This is a genomic window from Sunxiuqinia indica, assembly GCF_009847015.1.
Classification (GTDB): Bacteria; Bacteroidota; Bacteroidia; order Bacteroidales; family Prolixibacteraceae; genus Sunxiuqinia; species Sunxiuqinia indica.
In genome coordinates, this window is record NZ_WVEM01000002.1 from 379,443 (window position 1) to 400,703 (window position 21,261).

Below are 21,261 nucleotides of genomic sequence, written 5' to 3' on the forward strand. Positions count from 1 at the left end.
TTAAAAGAACCTTCTGCGGGTATAAGGTCGCTTGTAAAAGTCGTATTCGTATATCACGCGAATCTCATGAGTTCCCAATTGGTACTTCTGGAATTCTTGCGTGATGGAATAGTCAACCGCATAACCTAACTTTATATTTTTAAAAGCCCTTATTTGCATAACCGCTGCAACCGTATTATTTGTTCGATACATGGCACCAACCCAGAACTTATTATAGAATTGGACGTTTGCTGAAATATCAGCCTGTACGGGGGCACCGATAGCTCCTTTTACCATTAAGGAGGGTTTAAACCTGATTTGTCGCTGTTTGCCAAAAATATATCCTCCAATAAGATAGGCGTAACGCAATTCGGCTAAAGATGAATAGTTATTACGGTTGGCCTGAAACCCATTGTCAATAATTTGTGGGATCGAAAAACTGATGTAGTAATCCTTCGAATAAACCATAGCACCAATTCCCCAACTAACCATGAAATTAATGTGAACGTCTTCCATGAATAGCGGGTCGTCAATCCCATCAGGGTATAGTTTATACTGGGTTAACAGATTGTCGTAATTTATAAATCCTGCTTTTAATCCTAGTCTCAGGTAGGTTTTCCAGTCTAAACGAACTTGGAAGGCATAATCAGCAGTTACAGTCAATCGTTTTTCATAACCAATCCGGTCATCAATGATATCCAGTCCGATACCGTTATTCTCATTTTTAATCGGGGAATAGAAGATGACTGATTTCGTTAGAGGAGCTCTGTCGTGACCAACGTAATAGCGGCGAGTGAAGGCCTGAACTCCAACCTTGTCCCACATGCCGGCATAGGCTGGATTTACGGTTTGCATGCTATTCATATATTGGGTGAAAATGGGGTCGGTTTGTGCTTGGGTTGAGATATGAAAAGCCATTACCATCATGAAAAGAACGAAACTTCTCTTCATGCAATTGGTAATTATATGTTGCTTTCTCCTTCCAGCCATTCCCGCTACGATATTATTAATAATATTCTTTAATACGAAATCATTACAAAACCTCTTTCCATATTTCCGTCTCCTTTGATTAAGATGTATAGGTAGTTACCTACCGGAAGTTTCTCACTGTCAAATTGACCTTCGTTTGTTCGGCTTCCATCCCACCATGCTTTTTCATAGCTGCCCCAGAAGCTTAAGTTTCCGTAATGTTCGTGTTCATACATTGATTCGCCCCAGCGATCAAAGATTAACAACTTCGCATTCGGATACTTGTCAATACAAACGATTTGGAAGAAATCGTGAATGCCATCACCATTTGGCGAGAATCCTTCAGGAATAAACAATTCACACTCTTCCTGGAAGTCCAGATATTCTGGATGTCCATCGAAATCAATATCATCGTCGTAGTAAATGCCATTGTTGTTTAAATCCTCATATTTCGTTGGGATCAAGTCATTGTCGTCATCCGTATCACGCCAGTCGCGGATTCCATCATTATCAAAGTCCTGCAGGTGTGGATTCGTTCCATATGGGTTTTCCGGGTCATTGGTATTGTAATTCCCGAAGAAATTGTCGTAAGCATCATCCAATCCATCTCCGTCAATATCCGAATATTCAGGAATTAGCTCGGCAATACCTTTTGCTCCAATGTCATAACCTTCAATATTATCCGGTACTCCATCGTTATCAGAATCAGTATCCAAGTAATCAGGAGTGCCATCGCCGTCAGTGTCAACTGCGTCAATGCCGACTTGTGAGCCTTGTTCATAAATATCATCCAACCCATTTCCATTTTCATCTAATCCACTTGGTGCAACATATTCACCTTCTGCCTGTGCTTCAATATTATCAATAATACCATCGTTGTCCGAATCAATATCCAAACTATTTGGTATTCCATCACCATCTGAATCAATTGTCCGATCTCCTTCCTCCCAATCGACAATACCATCATTGTCATCATCAATATCAGTGCTATCGGCAACTCCATCACAATCCGAGTCAGCAAAAATGCTGATGTAAGCAATTCCCTGCGTACACATGCTATTGTAATTATCATCGCACACTTCATAAACAAAACTGTCGCGATAGGCGATGCCGCGTTCAAATTCGTAGCGGAATGTACCATCATCGAATATCGTCAACGTTCCCTGAGTTGGCTGAACCACTGGTGTGGTATTGATGATGAGCTGATCTCCATTTGGATCGAAATCATTAATGGTTAAGCTTCCAACGATGTTATTACAGCTACCAGTGAAATTGTCAACCACAACTGTTGGAGGCTCATTTGGAGGCAATACTGTCAATTGAACGAGCGCTTCGTCACACAATGTATCACATGGAATACCATCGTCACAGATGCTGTAAGTAAAGGCATCGGTTCCGGTGTAGTTGGCATTTGGCGTATATGTAATTGTAAAGTCGCTGTTTATTACGACTGTACCGTTACTTGGCTGGTTTGTAATAGTCAATGTTGATGCATCAATCGAGCCATTTGGATCCGTGTCGTTGACCAAAATATCAATAATTGCAGCCAAGTTATGGATAATGGTTTCAGTATCATTCTGTGCATCTGGACGAGAATTACCATGGATGATAACCTGTGCAATACAAGTTGAAACATTACCATTAACATCTGTCGCAGTAACCGTCACGTTATTTTGACCAACATTCAAACAGTTAAAGTCCGTTTTGCTTAATTCTACAGAAGCTATTCCGCATTCATCGGAGCTTGCCAATACGATCATACTTTCACTAATTGATAATACATCGCTGGCATCCAGGAACAACTCAATATCCTGACAAACAATTCGTGGTGGAATTGTATCAGCAATTGTAACTGTAGAGCTACATGTCGCTGAGTTGCCGGCCAGGTCGGTAACTGTAATTGAAACCGGATTGTCTCCAATATTTGTACAGTCAAAATCTCCCTTGTTCACTAATATTGATGCAATGCTACAGTTATCATCGTAGGTATCCAATAATTGAGATGCAGAAACAGTCACCTGACCATTTGCACCAAGATACGTTGTAATGTCCTTACAATTTACGGTTGGCGCGATGGTGTCGAGCACTTGGATGGTTGTATTACATGTCGAGCTGTTGCCACTTTCATCGGTCACGGTCAAGACTACGGAAATAAATCCGCTGATATCAGCACAATCGAATTGACTGATGCTAACACTGAACAGCAAGTCACTTGCAGCAGTGCAATTGTCAGATGAACCGTTGCCAATAGTTTGAAGATCAATATCAGTCAATTGATAAACTCCGTTTTCATCCAACGTGACCGTCAGATCGTTACAAACTGCAATTGGCGGTTCATCATCCAATGCAATGATCCGGTGTTCAACAAAGCCAATATTATCGCAAGAGTCTTTGATGGCATAAGTACGGATTACTTCAGCTCCATTTGCCGTAGTTGTTTGTACTACGGTATAAAGGCCGAATGAGCTTTCAACAATTCCAGATTGATCGCTGGCAGAACCTCCTGCTGTAACAAATTCGGCATAGCTTGCATACGATGATGTGGTGTCGCCCAAACATACAATTTCAATATCTGCAGGAGCTGTCATTTCAGGACCTACATTGTCGAGTACTGTAATTACTTGCTGACATTGTGCCGTATTTCCGCAAGAGTCAGCTATTTCATAGGTTCTGATAATTTGCTCCGGACAAGTTCCCGGTGGGTAGGTTTCGTCAACCAGCGTGAATGTTTCGTTGACTATCCCACAATTATCAATAGCCAGTCCTCCACCGGCGATAAATGCTGCCAAATCTGTGAACGGTTCGGGTATTCCTTCCTCATAGCTAGTTGATACATTGGCAGGACATGAAATAGTCGGTTCTGTCAGGTCATGAATGTAGATGGTCTGTGTAGCAGTTGCCGTATCACCACAAAGATCTATTATCTGGTAAGTTCGTGTAACGGTTTCAGGACATCTCAATCCATCTGAGTTTTCAGAAATCATGGTGAATGTGCTTTGGTCGAGGCCACAGGTACTGTAACCAAAACCTCCACCGGCAATAAATTCAGCCAATGTGGTGAATGGTGCACCTAGTTCCGAACGACATTCGATGTACTTATCGGGTGAGTCAAGGAGATAAGCCGGAACGATTTTGTTGATGATGATCACTTGCGCATCAGTAGAAGTGTTTCCACAAGCATCGCTGATTTCGTAAGTCCGAATAATCGTGTCAGCGTCGGCTGAAGTATTTGTTATTTCACCGATTAAATTCAACGAAGCCGTATCGATCTCACAATTGTCAAAGGCAGTTCCTCCTTGGGCGGTGAATTCAGCATAGTTCTCCGCAGCATCAGGATATGGTGTGCCAATGTTTATCAGCATGTTTCCCGGCGCATTGATTGTTGGTGGTTCTTCATCAACGGCAGTTATGAAACGCTTAAGTTCAGCAGTATTACCACAATTATCAGTAATCGCGTATGTACGATAAACTACGATTGGACAACTGAAAGATGTGGTATCATCAGAAACGTGTGTGAAACTGTTATAATTCAGTCCACAGTTATCAGTTGCCTGCCAGCCATCAGCAGCAAATTCATTGTAGTTACGATAAGCAGCCGGAATACCGCAAGTAACCGTTTGATTTTGAGGTGCACGTACGAATACCGGTTTCTCAGTATCCCGAATAGTGATTGTCTGGGTAAACTCAGCTATATTTCCGCACATATCTTCAACCGAGTAACGTCTTACAATTTGTTGGTTACATGGCCCACCAATTGGAGATGATTGCTGTACCAATTTGAAACTTGATTCATTAATTCTACAATTCTCATTCAATGATATTCCCGTCGGAAGATCCTTAATGCTGTAATAAACCGATGGGACAGAACACTGTGCGGTGATATCTGCAGAACCAATAAAAATAGGGGCTGTTACGTCTTTAATAGTGAAGATATAGTCTTTGACATAGATATTTCCGCAAGAGTCAGTCACCTGATAAGTTCTGGTAATTATTTCAGGACAAACTCCACCATCTGATACATCTTCGTTAATGACAATGAATGTCGTTGGATCAATTCCACAAGTAGGAGTGAAGCTTCCACCAATATCTCCAAATAATTCACTGTAGTCGTTGAAAAGAACGGGGAGTTCGTCTACACATTCTGCAGAAATAGTAGTTGGAGGAATCGTGATTGTAACTCCCGTGTCAGAAATAATAATTCGCTGAGTGCATTGATCAATATTACCGCAGACATCAGCAATTTCATAAGTGCGTGTTATGATTTCTGACGATCCCGCTATTTGCGTTGATTGACCAGCAAACGCAAAAGAGCTTTCATTAATTGTACAATTGTCACTTGCTGATCCTCCAGCTGTTGTAAATTCAGTATAGCTTGTGTAGGCAGCCGGAACCGGATCTGTTGTTAGTATTGAAATATTTGGAGGACAATTAATTGCTGGCGGTTCTTCATCTCGAAGTTGAATAATTTGCTCACAGCTGACAGTGTTTCCGCAAATATCACTCACCTCATAGGTTCTTGTTATGGTTTCAGGGCAGCTGCCGCCATCATTTATATCAAATGTGTTAAATGTCGATGGACTAATAGCACAAGGCATATTGATGATCTGGCCTCCTGAATTCTGAAATTCGATGTAGCTTGTGTAGGCAGAAGGTATATTGCCCGGACAGTCAGTTTGGATCGTAGATGGGCAAATCATTTCTGCAAGCTGGGTATACGAAACCGCTATTTCTTGCGTACAAGTTGCAACATTTCCACAATAGTCAGTAATACCGTAGGTGCGGCTGATATAAGTAGTATCACCACTAACTATTTGGTCGCTGGTAATCAGTGTAAATGAAGCTTCATCTAAAATACAGTTGTCGCTTGCCGAACCGCCATTGTTGACAAACTCTGCGTAGCTACCAAATTCAGCAGGAGTTCCCAGGCTAATATTTACGGTGATATCCGGAGGACAAGACATGTCCGGTGCAATGGTATCGTTCACCACAATTGTTTGGGTGAAGCGAACAGCGTTGTCACAGAAATCGAGGATTTCGTAGGTGCGTTTAATGGTTGTCGGACAACTGTTGGTCACTATGTTTTGGTTGAACAATCGGAAGCTATTTGGATCAATACCACAATTGTCAGAAGCAGATCCTCCAGCGGCAACAAACTCGGTGTAATCCTGATAGGCATCCGGTGTTGTGCAATCTGTAAGGATATCCGCTGGAACTGAGTCGAAGTTTGGAGCAATGGTGTCATCAACAATAATCAGTTGCTGACAGCTGCGAACACTTCCACAATTATCAATAAATTGATACTCGCGTGTAATTGTTTCAGGACAAGTTAATTCATTCGATGTATCTCCCATAAATTGGAAGATCACATTGTTGATATCACAAGTTCCTGTAACTGATCCACCTCCGGCAACATATTCTGCAATACTTGCATATGGGGCAGGAATTGCGTCTGAACAGTCAACCGTAATGTTTGGAGGACATGTAATTGCCAGGTCAGAGCTGAAACGAACAGTTACGGTATGCTCACACTGACTGATATTTCCACAGGCATCAGCAATTTCATATAAACGGGTAATCACTTCAGGATTGCTATTTCCATCAGAAGTTTCAGACACCAGTCTGAATGATAAAGTATCCAATATACAATTGTCAGAAGCCATTCCTCCGGCAATCAAAAATTCATCCAATGTTGTGCTTGCTGCAGGTAATTCAACCTGGAAGTCATAAGTTACGTTTCCAGGACAATTGATAACAGGAGCTATGCTGTCATTCACATAAATTTGCTGAGTGACTGCTGAAGTATTTCCGCATTCATCTTCCAGCTGGTAAGTGCGTGTTACCATTCCATTACAAATTGATGCAGGATCATCACTGATGAAGCTTACCGTTACCGGACCACCGCACGATGCTAATTCACCCGTTACGTTACTAATATTCGGTGCAGGAATATCGTCATAACATGCATACGGTCCAAGATCAGGCAGTGCGCCGGCAGTAGGTGGTGTGGTATTTTCAATCTGAATTTCCTGGGTAACTTCAGAAGTATTTCCACATTCGTCAATCAAACGATAGGTTCTGGTCACTGTTCCTGAACAACCAGGATCAGCGCTGTCTCCCACGTGTGAAACAGTAACATTGAAACCACAAGCCGCCGTGATGCCGGTAACATCACTGGTATTGGCTGGCGGTATTTCCGAATAACAATTAAATGGTCCTAAAATTGGCATCGGGTCAGCAGTTGGCGGCTCGTCGTTTTCAATGTTAATAAGTTGATCAAGCAACAGATAATTTCCACAATCATCTTCAATGCGATAAGTTCGTGTAACAACACCAGTACATCCGTCGAAGTCAGTATCTCCAACATAGGTTACAGTAACCGGAAGATCACAATAGCCACGTTCGTTGATCACATCGGCGGTGTCAGCTGGAGGAATATCAGCTTCGCAGTTGAATGGTCCGAGAACAGGCATTGGATCAGCTGTTGGAGCAATGGTATTGGCAATATTTATTGTCTGGGTAATTAGAGCAAAGTTTCCACAATCATCTTCAATCCGGTAGGTACGAACCACGGTTCCAAAACATCCCGGATCTTCAGAATCAGATTCGAAAGTCACCGTTACTGTTGGCGCACAGTTATCACTTTCGCCGGTCACATCCTCAATGTTTGGAACAGGAGCATCAGCATAACAATTGTATGGGCCAATGGCCGGCAGCGGATCAGCTGTTGGTGGTGTTTCATCATTAACGGTAATTTGCTGCGTAATTTCTGCTGAATTTCCACATTCATCGGTAATTGAATAAGTCCGCGTTACAGTTCCCGAGCATCCTGATTCACTGGAATCTCCAACGAAATTCACATAAACCGTATCACTACAATTATCCGCAATACCGGTTATCAATGAAATGTCAGGAGCCGGAACATCAGCGAAACAAGAGTAAGGACCTATCGCCGCAAGTGAGTTTGCTGTTGGTGCTACCGTGTCAATTACGTGGATCAGCTGAGTAAATGTCGCTGTGTTTCCACAATCATCGGTTGCCGTCCAAGTGCGTTCAAGCGTATAATTGTAGGCACAAAGCACATCCGATGAGTTTTCTCCGGTAAATACGATATTTACATTTGAGCAGTTGTCTGTGGCAACAACATCTGTTCCAATGGTCGCAACCGGTGGAATCTCATCACAGTTCACGGTTAAGTCGAATGGGAAGATTGCAAATACCGGATCTTCTGTATCAGGCAACACGTTGAATGTTTGTGTTACTTCGGAAGCATTGCCGCAGTCGTCGGTTGCCGTCCAACGATAGGTAATGGCATAACCGTTACAGACATCAACCGTGTACGGATCGACACTTGGCACGGCAATAATGATTTCTCCGCCATCAATTGCTGTTAAGGTTTCCTGGGCTGGCAATGGGTCGTTACAGTTGATATCGGCAATTGGTGTTGGCTGATCCAGGAATACCGGCGGATCAACATCCGGCAGTACATTAAAGGTACGGGCAACTTCGGCAACGTTTCCACATTCATCAAAAATTGTCCAACGATAAGTTATCGGATAACCATTACAAATATCTTCAGTGTAAGGATCAACGGTTGCATAAACCAAGTAGGTACTGTCGCCATCGATGGCTGTTAATATTTCAGGTGCTGGCCAAGGATCATCACTGTTGATATCCGGAATTGGATCAGGCAGTTTCACAAACACCGGAGGATCATTATCCGGTAATACATTGAATGTTTGTGTTACAGAAACCGTATTTCCACATAAGTCAGTCGCCGTCCAGCGATAAGTTACACTGTAGCCATTACAGATATCTTCAACATACGGATCAATTGATGGCGTTACCTGAGCATCACCACAATCATCACTGGCAGTCAATGTTTCTGGAGTTGGAAGCGGTTCATCATAGTTGATATCAGCAATTGGTTGAGGTTGTTGATCAAATGTAGGGCTTTCAGTATCCGGTGAAACATCAAATGATTGCGTAACTGATGTTGAATTACCACAATCGTCTGTCGTTGTCCAGCGATAAGTAATGGTGTATCCGTTGCAACGATCCTCCGTGTATGGATCAATGCTTGCAACAACATCTACTTCACTACAATTATCCGATGCTGTTAGGGTTTCCTGAACAGGTAATGATTCATAGCAAGCAATGTCCCCAATTGGGGTCGGAGCAGCGTCAAAAACAGGAGCTTCCGTATCTGGCAGTACATTAAGTGTTTGGGTAACTGAAGTTGAGTTACCACAATCATCGGTTGCTGTCCAGCGATAAGTGATTGTGTATCCGTTGCAAGGATCTGGAATATAAGGATCGACAGAAGGAACGACTGTAACAGTACCACATTCGTCTATCGCATTCAATGTATCCTGAATCGGTAGTGGATCCGAACAATTCAAGTCTACTTGTGGTGATGGACTATCTGTAAATACAGGAGACCTTGTATCTTTCACAACAATTGACTGGGTTCCCGAAATGGAGTTACCACAATGGTCCGTTACAGTGTATGTGCGGGTAATTGTTTCAGTACAGTTATTACCATCTGTCACATCGATGTAAGTTATTTTATCCAGGTTGCACTGGTCAGAAGCCAGTCCTCCTTCAGCAATTAGCTGTGCAATTGTAATGGTTACTTCAGTTGTGCTGAATGCCAGGTTGGTGTGCCCTGTAACCGTTGGATCATCAATTTCTGATGGATCACAAGCTTCCAGTGTGACAGATGGCGGTGCTGTCAACGTTGGGTTTGTGGTGTCTCCAATTCTGATTTGCTGAGTTTCTGTGCTTACGTTTCCACAATCATCGGTTGCTGTAAAGGTACGGGTAATGGTTTCAGGACATGAAGCTCCATCCGTTACATCAATGTAGGTGATTGAATTCAACGAACAGTTATCAGAAACGGTACCTCCTTCATTTTGAAGCTGTGCGATACTGATTGTCGTTTCTGTTGTGCTGAACGGTAATGAAGACGAACCGGCAACGGAGGCGTCGTCAATATCCGAAGGATCACATGCTTCAAGAACAATATCTGATGGTGAAGTGAGCGCCGGTGCTATGGTATCGTTAATGGTTATTGTTTGCGTTATTAGTATAAAGTTACCACAGTCGTCAGTCACCTGATAAGTGCGTGTAATAATTTCAGGACAATGGCCATTATCTGAAACATCACTTACAAAAGTCACAACAGGATTTGAAGTGCAATTGTCAGTTGCATCTGTTACAACTGAAGGATCAAACACCGGGACATCGCTGCTACATTGAACAGCGATGGCTACCGGGTTTGAAGCAGTTGGAGCGATGGTGTCGATCACAGTAATGATTTGTCCATGGTCCGTGGAATTACCGCAATCGTCTGTTAACGTCCAGGTGCGTGTTATAATTAATTCGCCTTCGCAAGTTCCTGTGGTTTCGTTGTCGGTAAAGGTAGCTTGCAAGTTGGCGGCACAATTATCATTTTCATCGGTCACATCGCCTGTAAAGGCAACTGACGCATCGTAATTACAGTTGTTGGTTTTGTATATGGTAACATTGGCCGGAGCTGTGAATGTTGGTGCAACGGTATCGTTTATTGTAATGGTTTGAGTAACGGTTATTGAATTACCGCAGTCATCGGTAACCTGATAAGTGCGTGTGATCGTTTCAGGACAAGTATTGTTATCACTGACATCACTCACGAAGGTCACCGTTGGATTTGCAGTACAGTTATCAGCTTCATCAATAACAACAGAAGCATCAGGAGCTGGCACATCAGCTGCACATAAGAATGAAATTGATGTCGGATTTGAAGCCGTTGGGGCAATGGTGTCATTTACAGTGATGGTATGAATACACTCCATCGAATTGCTACACGAGTCAACAACTTCATAAGTGCGGGAAATGATTTCAGGACAACTACCGGTTCTGGTTTCACCCAAATAGTTGAAGAATTCAATTCCTGCATTGTCGGTTGCAACTCCTCCTGCCGCAATAAATTCAGCCAAGGTATTTGAGGCCGCAGGAACATCACCTTCACAAAGAACGGTTAAGTCTGCCGGGCATGAGATGAAAGGAGCAATGGTATCACCCTGGTAAATCACGTGAGTACATTCTGAAGCATTGCCGCACAGGTCAGTTACCCGGTAGATGCGTTCGATCAATCGTGGGCATTTTCCGGTTATTTTCTGACTTACAAATTCAAATGAGCCAATTCCGCAGTTGTCATCCAACGTTCCGCCTGCCGTTGTGAACTCGGCAACCGTGTTCAGCCTGTTTGGAACATCAACCATACGCTGAACGGTAATTTGCGGAGGACAAATTATAGTTGGTTGTGTTTGGTCATCAATGGTAATCAACTGCTGACAAGTGTTGCTGTTTCCACATTCGTCTGTTACACGATAAGTTCTGGTGATGATCTCCGGGCAGCTTGCTCCGTTCGAGTTATCACTGACAAATTCAATGGTCAAACCGTTGCTGCAATCGTCAGTGGCAGTCACCAGACTAATGTCTGGAGAAGGCACATCAGCAATACATTCAACGGTAATTGCAGCAGGGCAGGTAATTGTCGGTATTGTTGTGTCAACTACTCTAAATGTTGCAACCGCTGACACTGACGGGCCACACTCGCTTGACGAAGTGAATCGGGCTTCAATAGAATAGGTTTGTCCGCACGATTGTGTGCGTGTTGTATCAATTGTCCAGTCAATGCTGCTGCAATCATCAATTATCGATGCACCTCCAAAGTTATCGAGCCAGTTTTGTAAATCAGTTGTATTTCCGGCGCCGTCACACTCAACAGTCAGGTCTTGTGGGCTAACATCGATCACTGGAGGTGTGGTATCTTCCACGGTGAATGTAGCAACCGCAGAAACTGTCCATCCACATTCATCTTCGGCAATGAAGGTAGCATCTATCCGGAAGGTTTCGCCACAAAGCGGAGTTCTAACTGTATCGATTGACCAGGTAACATTGCTACAATCGTCTGACGCTCCGGCCCCTCCAAAATTAGTCAACCAGTTTTGTAGTTCTGTTGTATTGCCATTTCCATCGCACTCAACGGTCAAATTAGTCGGATTTACGTTGATTGATGGTGGAGTATTGTCAACAACAGTAAAGGTTGCAGTAGCAACAGTTGACAGCCCACACTCATCAGAAGCTGTAAATAGAGCGTCGACAGAATATGTTCGACCGCAAAGTTCGGTTCTTGTTGTATCGAATGACCAAGTAACTTCGCTACAATCGTCCGATTCAACCACGCCGCCAATATTGTTGAGCCAATCTTGTAGATCAGCGGTATTTCCAGCACCGTCGCATTCAACCGTTCTGTCGGAAGGAGCTACAGTGATCACCGGAGGAGTTGTATCTTCTACATTGAAAGTTGCTACTGCCGAAACAGTCAGTCCGCACTCATCTTCTGCAGTGAATGTAGCATCCAGGCGGTAGGTTTGACCACACAGCTCAGTTCTGGTTGTATCAATCGACCAGGTGATGTTACTGCAGTCGTCCGAAACGGTCGCTCCGCCAAAGTTATCAAGCCATGCCTGTAATTGGGCTTTATTACCGGCGCCATCACATTCAACAGTCATGTTTTGAGAATCAACATTGATTTCCGGGGGAGTTGTATCTTCAACGGTAAAGGTTGCTGTTGCGGAGACAGTCCATCCACACTCATCTTCAGCGGTGAATGTTGCAACAACTTGGTACGTTCGTCCGCAGAAATCAGTTCTTGTTGTATCTAATGTCCATGAGACAGTACTGCAGTCATCTGTAACAGTGGCTCCACCAAAGTTATCCAGCCAGTTTTGCAGATCGGTGGTGTTTCCTGCGCCGTCACATTCAACGGTTAAGTTTGAAGGATCAACACTGAATATTGGTGGGGTAGTATCTTCTACCTTGAAAGTTGCCACAGCTGACACATTCCATCCACAGCCATCTTCTGCCGTAAATGTTGCTTCAACTTGGTAAGTACCACCACAGAAGTTTGTTCTTGTTGTATCAATTGACCAATTCACCCCGCTGCAGTTGTCTGACGCGGCAGCTCCGCCGAAGTTATCCAGCCAGTTTTGCAGGTCAGTTGTATTTCCGGCACCATCGCATTCAACAGTCAAATCAGATGGGTTCACATCAATAGTCGGTGGAATTGTATCCAGCACATCAATTGTTTGTTGATAGGTAATAGCGTGTCCACAAACGACAGTGGTATCCCAAGTGATGGTGATTGTACCGCCACATTCATCGTATTGTTCATCAATCTGAGGTTGTACCGTTCCTAGAATTTCACAAGCACCTGTTTCACCATTCGAATAAGTTAACGGTTGAATAGAAGCCTTGAAGTTATCAACCTGACTGCAATCCAGCGTTTGATCAACTGGCGTAATTGTAAATACGGGAGCAGGAGGAGGATTCACGGTAATGGTTTGCGTATACGTCAATGCATGTCCACAAACCACCGTTGTATCCCAGGTGATCGTGATTGTTCCACCACATTCATCCCATTGCTCATCGATCTGTGGTTGAACAGTTCCCGATATTTCGCAGTCACCGGTTTCATTGTTGGTATACGTCAATGGCACAAGGGTTGCTGCAAAGTTGGCCGCTTCGTTACAATCAATGGATTGATCAGTTGGTGTCACGGTATATGTTGGTGCCGGCGGTGGATTGATTGTTATCGTTTGGGTGTATGATAATGCATGTCCACAAACAACGGTAGTATCCCAAGTTATGGTAATTGTTCCTCCACATTCATCCCATTGTTCGTTAATTTGTGGTTGTACCGTACCCGAAACTTCACAAGCGCCCGTTTCATTATTGGTATAGCTTAATGGTGCTGTTGCAGCCACAAAGCTGGCAGCTTCATTGCACTCGAGTGTTTGATCAGCCGGTGTAATCGTAAAGATTGGAGCCGGAGATGGATTAACGGTGATGGTTTGGGTATGTGTTGCTGTGTTTCCACAATCATCTTCAGCTACCCAACGGTAAACCACAATATAGCCATTACAGTTATCAGCTGTGTACGGATCGACGGAAGGTGAAACAATCGCACTTCCACAATTATCAATCGCAGTGAGAGTTTCCTGAATCGGCAGATCACTGCATGCTACGGTCGTGTCCTGAGGCAATGACACGTTAAATACGGGTGGCGTTGTGTCTGTAAGTTCAATGACTTGATCACAGAATGAAATATTGTCACAGGAATCGATGACTGTAAACGTTCGAATCACCGTAATTGGGCACGTTCCATTAGACACATCAATGTAGTTAATTTCTTTGATGCCGCAGTTGTCATCCGCATCACCACCAATAGCCTGTAGGGTTGTTAAGTCAATCACAACATTTGTTTCTGAATAAGCCAATGAAGTAGAATCAGCTAGAACTGAAACAGAGCATGCTTCAAAACTTTCATTTGAAGGACAAACAATGGTTGGATTGGTAATGTCCTGAATGGTAATGATCTGGTCGCAAGTAGAACTGTTACCACAATTATCGGTCGCTGTCCAGGTGCGTGTGATTGTTTCAGGACACTTATTATTATCAGAAACATCAGCATAAGTAATGGTAATTGGCATACAATCGTCAGTAGCCGTGGCCACGCCTGTATTGGTAGTGTCCGATAGTTCGAAACATTCAACAGTGATGTCAGCCGGGCAGGTGATAACCGGCGGAGTATTATCATCAACCGTAATGATCTGGATGCAAGAAGTCTCATTTGAGCAAGCATCGGTTGCTACCCATGTTCTGGTGATCGTGTACTCTGCCGGGTGTGCTCCTGGAGTTGTCACATCAGTATAAGTAACATTCGGGTTTGGATCACAATTGTCGGTTGCTGTCGCGGTGCCGGTTGTTGCCGGATCAATTGAATCGGTAATATCAATTGTTGTATCCGGAGGACAAATAATATCCGGTTTAACGGTATCGTTGATGTTGATCAGTTGGTCGCATGTTGCCGTATTTCCACAGAAATCGGTAACAGTGAACGTGCGAGTAACGGTGATTGGACAATTGCCGGCTGAAACATCCTGGTACTGAATTTCTTTAATTCCACAATTATCATCGGCATCGCCACCGGCATTTTGAAGATCTGTTATGCTGATGATTGTGAGTGTATTCGTGAATGCCAAACCGGTCAATGCATTAATTTCATCTGTCGAGCATGTTTCAAAATTCACCGCCGGAGGACAGGTAATTGTTGGATCAATAATGTCTGTAATTGTAATCAACTGGGTGCAAAGGGTTGAATTTCCACAGGCATCAGTCGCGCTATAAGTTCGGGTGATTGTTTCAGGACAGCTGTTATTATCAGAAACATCACTGACAAATTCAATCAACAGATTATTATCGCAATTGTCGGTTGCCGTTGGTGCCGAAACATCAGTTGCTGGCACGTCATCAATACATTCAACAGTAATTGGCGCAGGACAACTGAATGCAGGAGGAGTGGTATCAATTACAGTTATAATTTGAGTTTGAGATAATGAATAGCCACAGTTGGTAACAGTATCCCAGGTAATGGTTATTGTTCCTCCACATGCATCATATTGCTCGTCGATTTGTGGCTGAACGGTACCTGAAATTTCACAAGTTCCGGTTTCGCCATTCGTATAAGTTAATGGAAGAACAGCAGCAATAAATGTACTTGTTTCCTCGCATTCAATCGTTTGTGGTAATGGAGTTGATGTAAATGTTGGTACAGGAGCCGCTAACACATTAACAGTTGCCGTTTGTGACAGGGTGTTTCCACAAGCATCAATAGCCGTGTATTCGATTGTGATTGTACCGCCGTTACATTCATCCCAGTTTTCAGTTACTGTTGGCGTAATCGTGCCACTAATTTCGCAGTCTCCGGTTTGGCCGTTGGTATAGATGGTGTCTGGCGGCGTAGCAAAATTGCTTGCTTCGTCACAGGTGATTTCTGTTGGGAACGAAGGAATAGTCAGTGAAGACGGCGTTGCCGGCAATACGTTGATGATGGCTGTTTGACTCAGGTTATTACCGCAGGCGTCAGTCGCTGTGTAAGTTATTGTAATCGTACCACCATTACATTCATCCCAGCTTTCAGTGACTGTTGGTGTAATTGTTCCGCTGATTTCACAATCACCTGTTTGTCCGTTGGTATAGATTGTGTCTTGCGGCGCCACAAAATTATTAGCCTCATCACAAGTAATTTCTGCGGGGAATGTTGGTATCGTCAATGACGAAGGCGTTGCTGGCAATACATTGATTGTAGCTGTCTGACTGAGTGCTGTGCCACATTCTGTTGTTGCAGAATAGGTAATGGTGATCGTTCCTCCCGTACATGGATCAAAATCCTTATTAATAACAGGTGTTGCTATTCCACCGATTTCACAATCACCGGTCAAATTATTTGAATAGGTCGTATCAGCAGGAACAGTATAGGCATCTGCTTCATCACAGCTTATTTCTGATGGGAATGCAGGAATCACTAGCGTAGGCTCAGGAGCTGGCAATACATTGATAATTGCTGATTGGCTCAGGATTGTTCCACAAGCATCGGTTGCTGAATAGGTAATTGTAATTGTACCGCCAGAACAAGCATCGTAACTTCTGGATATAACTGGAACAGCCGAACCGCTAATTTCGCAAATACCAGTCAGTTCGTTTGAGTAGCTTGTATCTATTGGAGTTGTGAATGCGTCTGCTTCAGCACAGGTCATTTCTGTCGGGAACGATGGGATCACCAACGTTGGTTCCGGAGCCCGAAGCACGTTGATGGTTGCTGACTGACTGAGGCTTGTTTCGCATGCTGTTGTAGCGGTGTAGGTTATCGTAATTGTTCCGCCAGTACAAGCATCATAATCTCTGGAAATCGTCGGACTAGCTATTCCACTAATTTGGCAGTCACCAGTCAGTTCGTTTGAGTAGCTTGTATCTGTCGGAGTTGTGAATGCATCTGCCTCTTCACAAGTCAATTCTGTCGGGAACGATGGAATCACCAGCGTTGGTTCCGGAGCTGGCAGCACGATAATCGTGGCCGTTTTGCTAAGGCTTGTTCCGCAAGCAGTTGTTGCTGAATAAGTGATGGTGATCGTTCCTCCGTCACAAGCATCGTAATTTTTATTTATCGTAGGCGTCGAAGTTCCACTAATTTCACAAACTCCATTCAACCCATTAGAGAATAACGTATCTGCAGGAGTGACAAAGTCGTTGGCTTCTTCACAAGTCAACTCTGTTGGGAACGACGGAATGATCAATGTAGGCTCAGGAGCTCGCAATACGTTGATTGTGGCTGTTTTGCTGAGACTTGTTCCACAGGCAGTCGTGGCCGAGTAGGTGATGGTGATGGTTCCTCCCGAACATGCATTATAGTTTTTGTCAACTACAGGAACAGAGATTCCGCTAATTTCGCAGGCGCCGGTCAAATCGTTGGAGAATGCCGTATCTGGCGGTGTTGTAAAGGCATCAGCTTCTTCACAAGTCATCTCTGTTGGGAATGATGGAATGACTAATGTTGGCTCTGGAGCTGCCAATACGTTGATTGTGGCTGTTTTGCTGAGACTTGTTCCACAAGCAGTCGTAGCCGAGTAAGTGATGGTGATGGTACCTCCGGAACATGCGTCGTAGTTTTTGTCAACGACAGGTACAGACGTTCCACTGATTTCACAAACGCCGGTTAATCCATTAGAGAATGCGGTATCTACAGGTGTGGCAAATGCATCAGCTTCTTCACAAGTCAATTCAGTTGGGAACGTCGGTATTTCAAGCACTGGGGCTGGGGCTGGTAATATGTCAATGATTGCCGACTGGCTTAAGTTTGCACCACAGGCATCAGTTGCGGTGTATGTAATTGTCATCGTACCACCACTACATGCATCATATTCTCTGGTAACGGTAGGCGTAGCCGTTCCGCTAATTTCACAACCTCCGGTCAGATCGTTCGAATAGATCGTATCGGCAGGCGTCGTAAATGCATCCGCTTCCTCACAGGTCATTTCGCTTTGGAAAGTCGGTATTGTTAAACTTGACGGTGACGCCGGTAATACATTAATAATGGCTGTTTGTGTCAATGTTTGTCCGCAAGAGTCAACAGTTGTGTATTCAATTGAAATAGAACCACCATTACATTCATCCCAATTTTCGGTTACTATCGGGGTGATCGTACCACTAATTTCACAATCTCCTGTTTGACCGTTTGAATAAGTCGTATCTGTTGGAGCTACAAATGAGTTCGCTTCATCACAAGTGATTTCAGCTGGGAATGTTGGTATTGTCAATGTAGCTGGCGTTGCCGGCAATACATTAATAATTGCTGATTCGCTCAGGCTGTTACCACAAGCATCAGTAGCCGTGTAAGTAATGGTAATTGTACCACCGCTGCAAGGATCAAAGCTCTTGGTAACTGTTGGCGTGGCTGTTCCGCTAATTTCGCATTCATTGGTCAACCCGTTGGAGAATGTTGTATCTGCCGGTGTTACGAATGCATCTGCTTCTTCACAGATTATTTCTGTTGGGAATGATGGAATAACCAGTGTTGCCGGAGTGGCTGGTAACACGTTGATCGTCTGACTATGTTGTGACGTATTACCACAATCATCTTCAGCTTCCCATCTGTAAGTGATTGAGTAACCATTACAGATGTCGACTGTAAATGGATCAACGGTTGGAGTTACTATCGGCGTAGAACAATTATCCGTCGCCGTTAGTATCGCCTGTTCAGGGATGGCACCACATTCAACAGTTGTATCACCAGGAAGTGGTCCACTCAATACAGGTGCAATCGTATCATTGATAATGATTCGCTGCGTGCATTCATCCGTATACTTACAAGAATCTTCAATTTGGTAGGTTCGTTCAATAATGGTTGGGCAAGAACCTGATTGGGTTTCATCCAATAGTCTGAATGATTCAACGCCAGCATTATCTGTAATTACTCCACCATCATCTGTAAATTCAGTTCTGTCAGCATATGCTGCTGGAACATCTGCCAGGCATTGCACTTCAATGTCTGGAGGACAACTGATTGAAGGAGCAATTGTATCTCCTTGCAAGATTCTTTGAGTACACTCAGTGAAGTTTCCACAATCGTCAATCGCACGATAGGTTCTTGTAATTACACGCGGGCAATGACCTGAAATGTCCTGTCCAACATAAATTAGATCGGCAATTCCACAATTGTCGTTGACCGTTCCACCAGCGGCAATGAAATCTGCCAGGTTATCAATCGGATCAGGCACATCATTCATCTTTTGAACAACCGTATCCGGCGGGCATAAAATCGTTGGTTGTATTGTGTCGGTAATCAAAATGATTTGGCTACAAGTTGAGGAGTTACCGCAATCATCAGTTGCCTGATAAGTGCGTGTAATTGTTTCGGGACACGTGTTGTTATCAGAAACATCGCTGATGAATTCAATCAACAGATCAGTGTCGCAGTTGTCAGATGTATTTACAGATGCGATGTCTGGAGCCGGAACTTCTGAAGCACATTCAACTACAATATCAGCCGGACAAGAAATTGAAGGAGCAACGGTATCAATTACGTTGACTGTTTGAGTATAGCTCAGTGTTTGTCCACATACCGTTATGGTATCCCAAGTGACCTTAATTGTTCCGCCGCAGACGTCCCATTGCTCATTTATTGTTGGTTGCACGGTTCCGGAAATCTCACATGCTCCGGTTTCGTTGTTTGTATAAGTAAGCGGCGTAATGGTTGTAATAAACGCACTTGCCTGATCACATTCAATGGTTTGAGATGCAGGGAACGACGTAAATACGGGTTCTGGTGCTGGTTTAACAACTATAACCGCAGTCTGAGTTAATGTTTTTCCACATGCGTCAACAACTGTATATTCAATACTAATTGTTCCTCCACTACATTCATCCCAGTTTTCAGTGACTGTTGGGGTAATTGTTCCTCCAATTTCACAATCACCGGTTTGTCCATTGGAATAAGTGGTGTCAGATGGTGTAACAAAAGCATTTGCTTCATCACAAGTTAGTGTGTCCGGGAATGACGGAATTGTTAATGATGAAGGAGTTGCAGGCAGCACATTAATGGTCGTTGACTGACTAAGTACAGTTCCGCAAATCGTTGTGGCTGAATAAGAAATCGTTATTGTTCCACCATCACAAGGATTGAAATCCCTGGCTACTGTTGCCGTCGCGGTACCACTGATATCACAATCACCGCCCAGGTTGTTGCTGAATGTGGTATCTGCAGGATCTGCAAAGTTATTGGCCTCTTCACAAGTCATTGAATCTGGGAATGTAGGAATAATCAGTTCCGGTATCGGAGCAGGCTTCACGTTGATGGTCGCCGTTTTAATCAGTGTCTGGCCGCAAACGCTGCTTGCCGTGTACGTGATGGTGATTGCACCACCGGTACACTCATCGTATGTTTTAGTCATTGATGCAATTGCTGAACCATTAATCTCACAATCGCCACCCAAACCATTGCTGAATGTCGTGTCGGCAGGAGTTGTAAATGCATCAGCCTCTGCACAGGTCAATGAATCCGGGAATGTTGGGATGATTAGTTCCGGTATCGGAGCTGGCTTGACAATGATGGTCGCTGTTTTAATCAGCGTCTGACCACAAACATTGCTGGCTGTGTACGTAATTGTAATAGTACCACCCGTACATTCATCGTAAGTCTTAGTCATTGAAGCCGTCGCATTTCCACCAATCTCACAATCGCCACCTAAACCATTACTGAATGTGGTATCATCAGGCGTTGTAAATGCATCGGCCTCCGCACAGCTCAATGAATCCGGGAATGTTGGGATGATCAGTTCCGGTATCGGAGCCGGCTTGACAATGATGGTCGCTGTTTTAGTTAGTGTCTGGCCGCAAACGCTACTGGCCGTGTACGTGATGGTGATTGTACCACCGGTACATTCATCGTAAGTCTTAGTCATTGAAGCTATAGCATTTCCACCAATCTCACAATCGCCACCTAAACCATTACTGAATGTGGTATCATCAGGCGTTGTAAATGCATCAGCCTCTGCACAGGTCAATGAATCCGGGAATGTTGAGATGATTAGTTCCGGTATTGGAGCTGGCTTGACAATAATGGTCGCCGTTTTAATCAGCGTTTGTCCACAAACACTGCTGGCCGTGTACGTGATGGTGATTGTACCACCAGTACATTCATCGTAAGTCTTAGTCATTGATGCAATTGCTGAGCCATTTATTTCACAGTCGCCACCTAACCCATTGCTGAATGTGGTATCATCAGGCGTTGCAAAGGCATCAGCCTCTTCACAGCTCAGTGAATCCGGGAATGTCGGGATGATTAGTTCCGGTATCGGAGCAGGCTTGACAATGATGGTCGCCGTTTTAATTAGCGTTTGTCCACAAACACTGCTGGCTGTGTACGTGATG

2 protein-coding genes are annotated in these 21,261 nt (G+C 43.9%); both read right to left on the reverse strand.

Features of this window, described 5'->3' with window-relative positions; all coding sequences use genetic code 11:
- A complete protein-coding gene (locus GR929_RS04865; RefSeq protein ID WP_159517804.1) occupies positions 1-930 on the reverse strand; it encodes a PorP/SprF family type IX secretion system membrane protein in 930 nt (309 codons plus the stop codon).
- Positions 931-998: 68 nt separating this feature from the next.
- Positions 999-21,047, reverse strand: coding sequence for an HYR-like domain-containing protein (locus GR929_RS04870; protein ID WP_235934063.1), 20,049 nt, complete (start codon positions 21,045-21,047; stop codon positions 999-1,001).
- Between the last annotated feature and the right edge of the window lie 214 nt (positions 21,048-21,261).

Coding starts and splice junctions, on each gene's coding strand:
- GR929_RS04865 (WP_159517804.1), bottom strand. CDS start 930: ATGAAGAGAAGTTTCGTTCTTTTCATGATGGTAATGGCTTTTCATATC.
- GR929_RS04870 (WP_235934063.1), bottom strand. CDS start 21,047: ATGACTAAGACTTACGATGAATGTACTGGTGGTACAATCACCATCACG.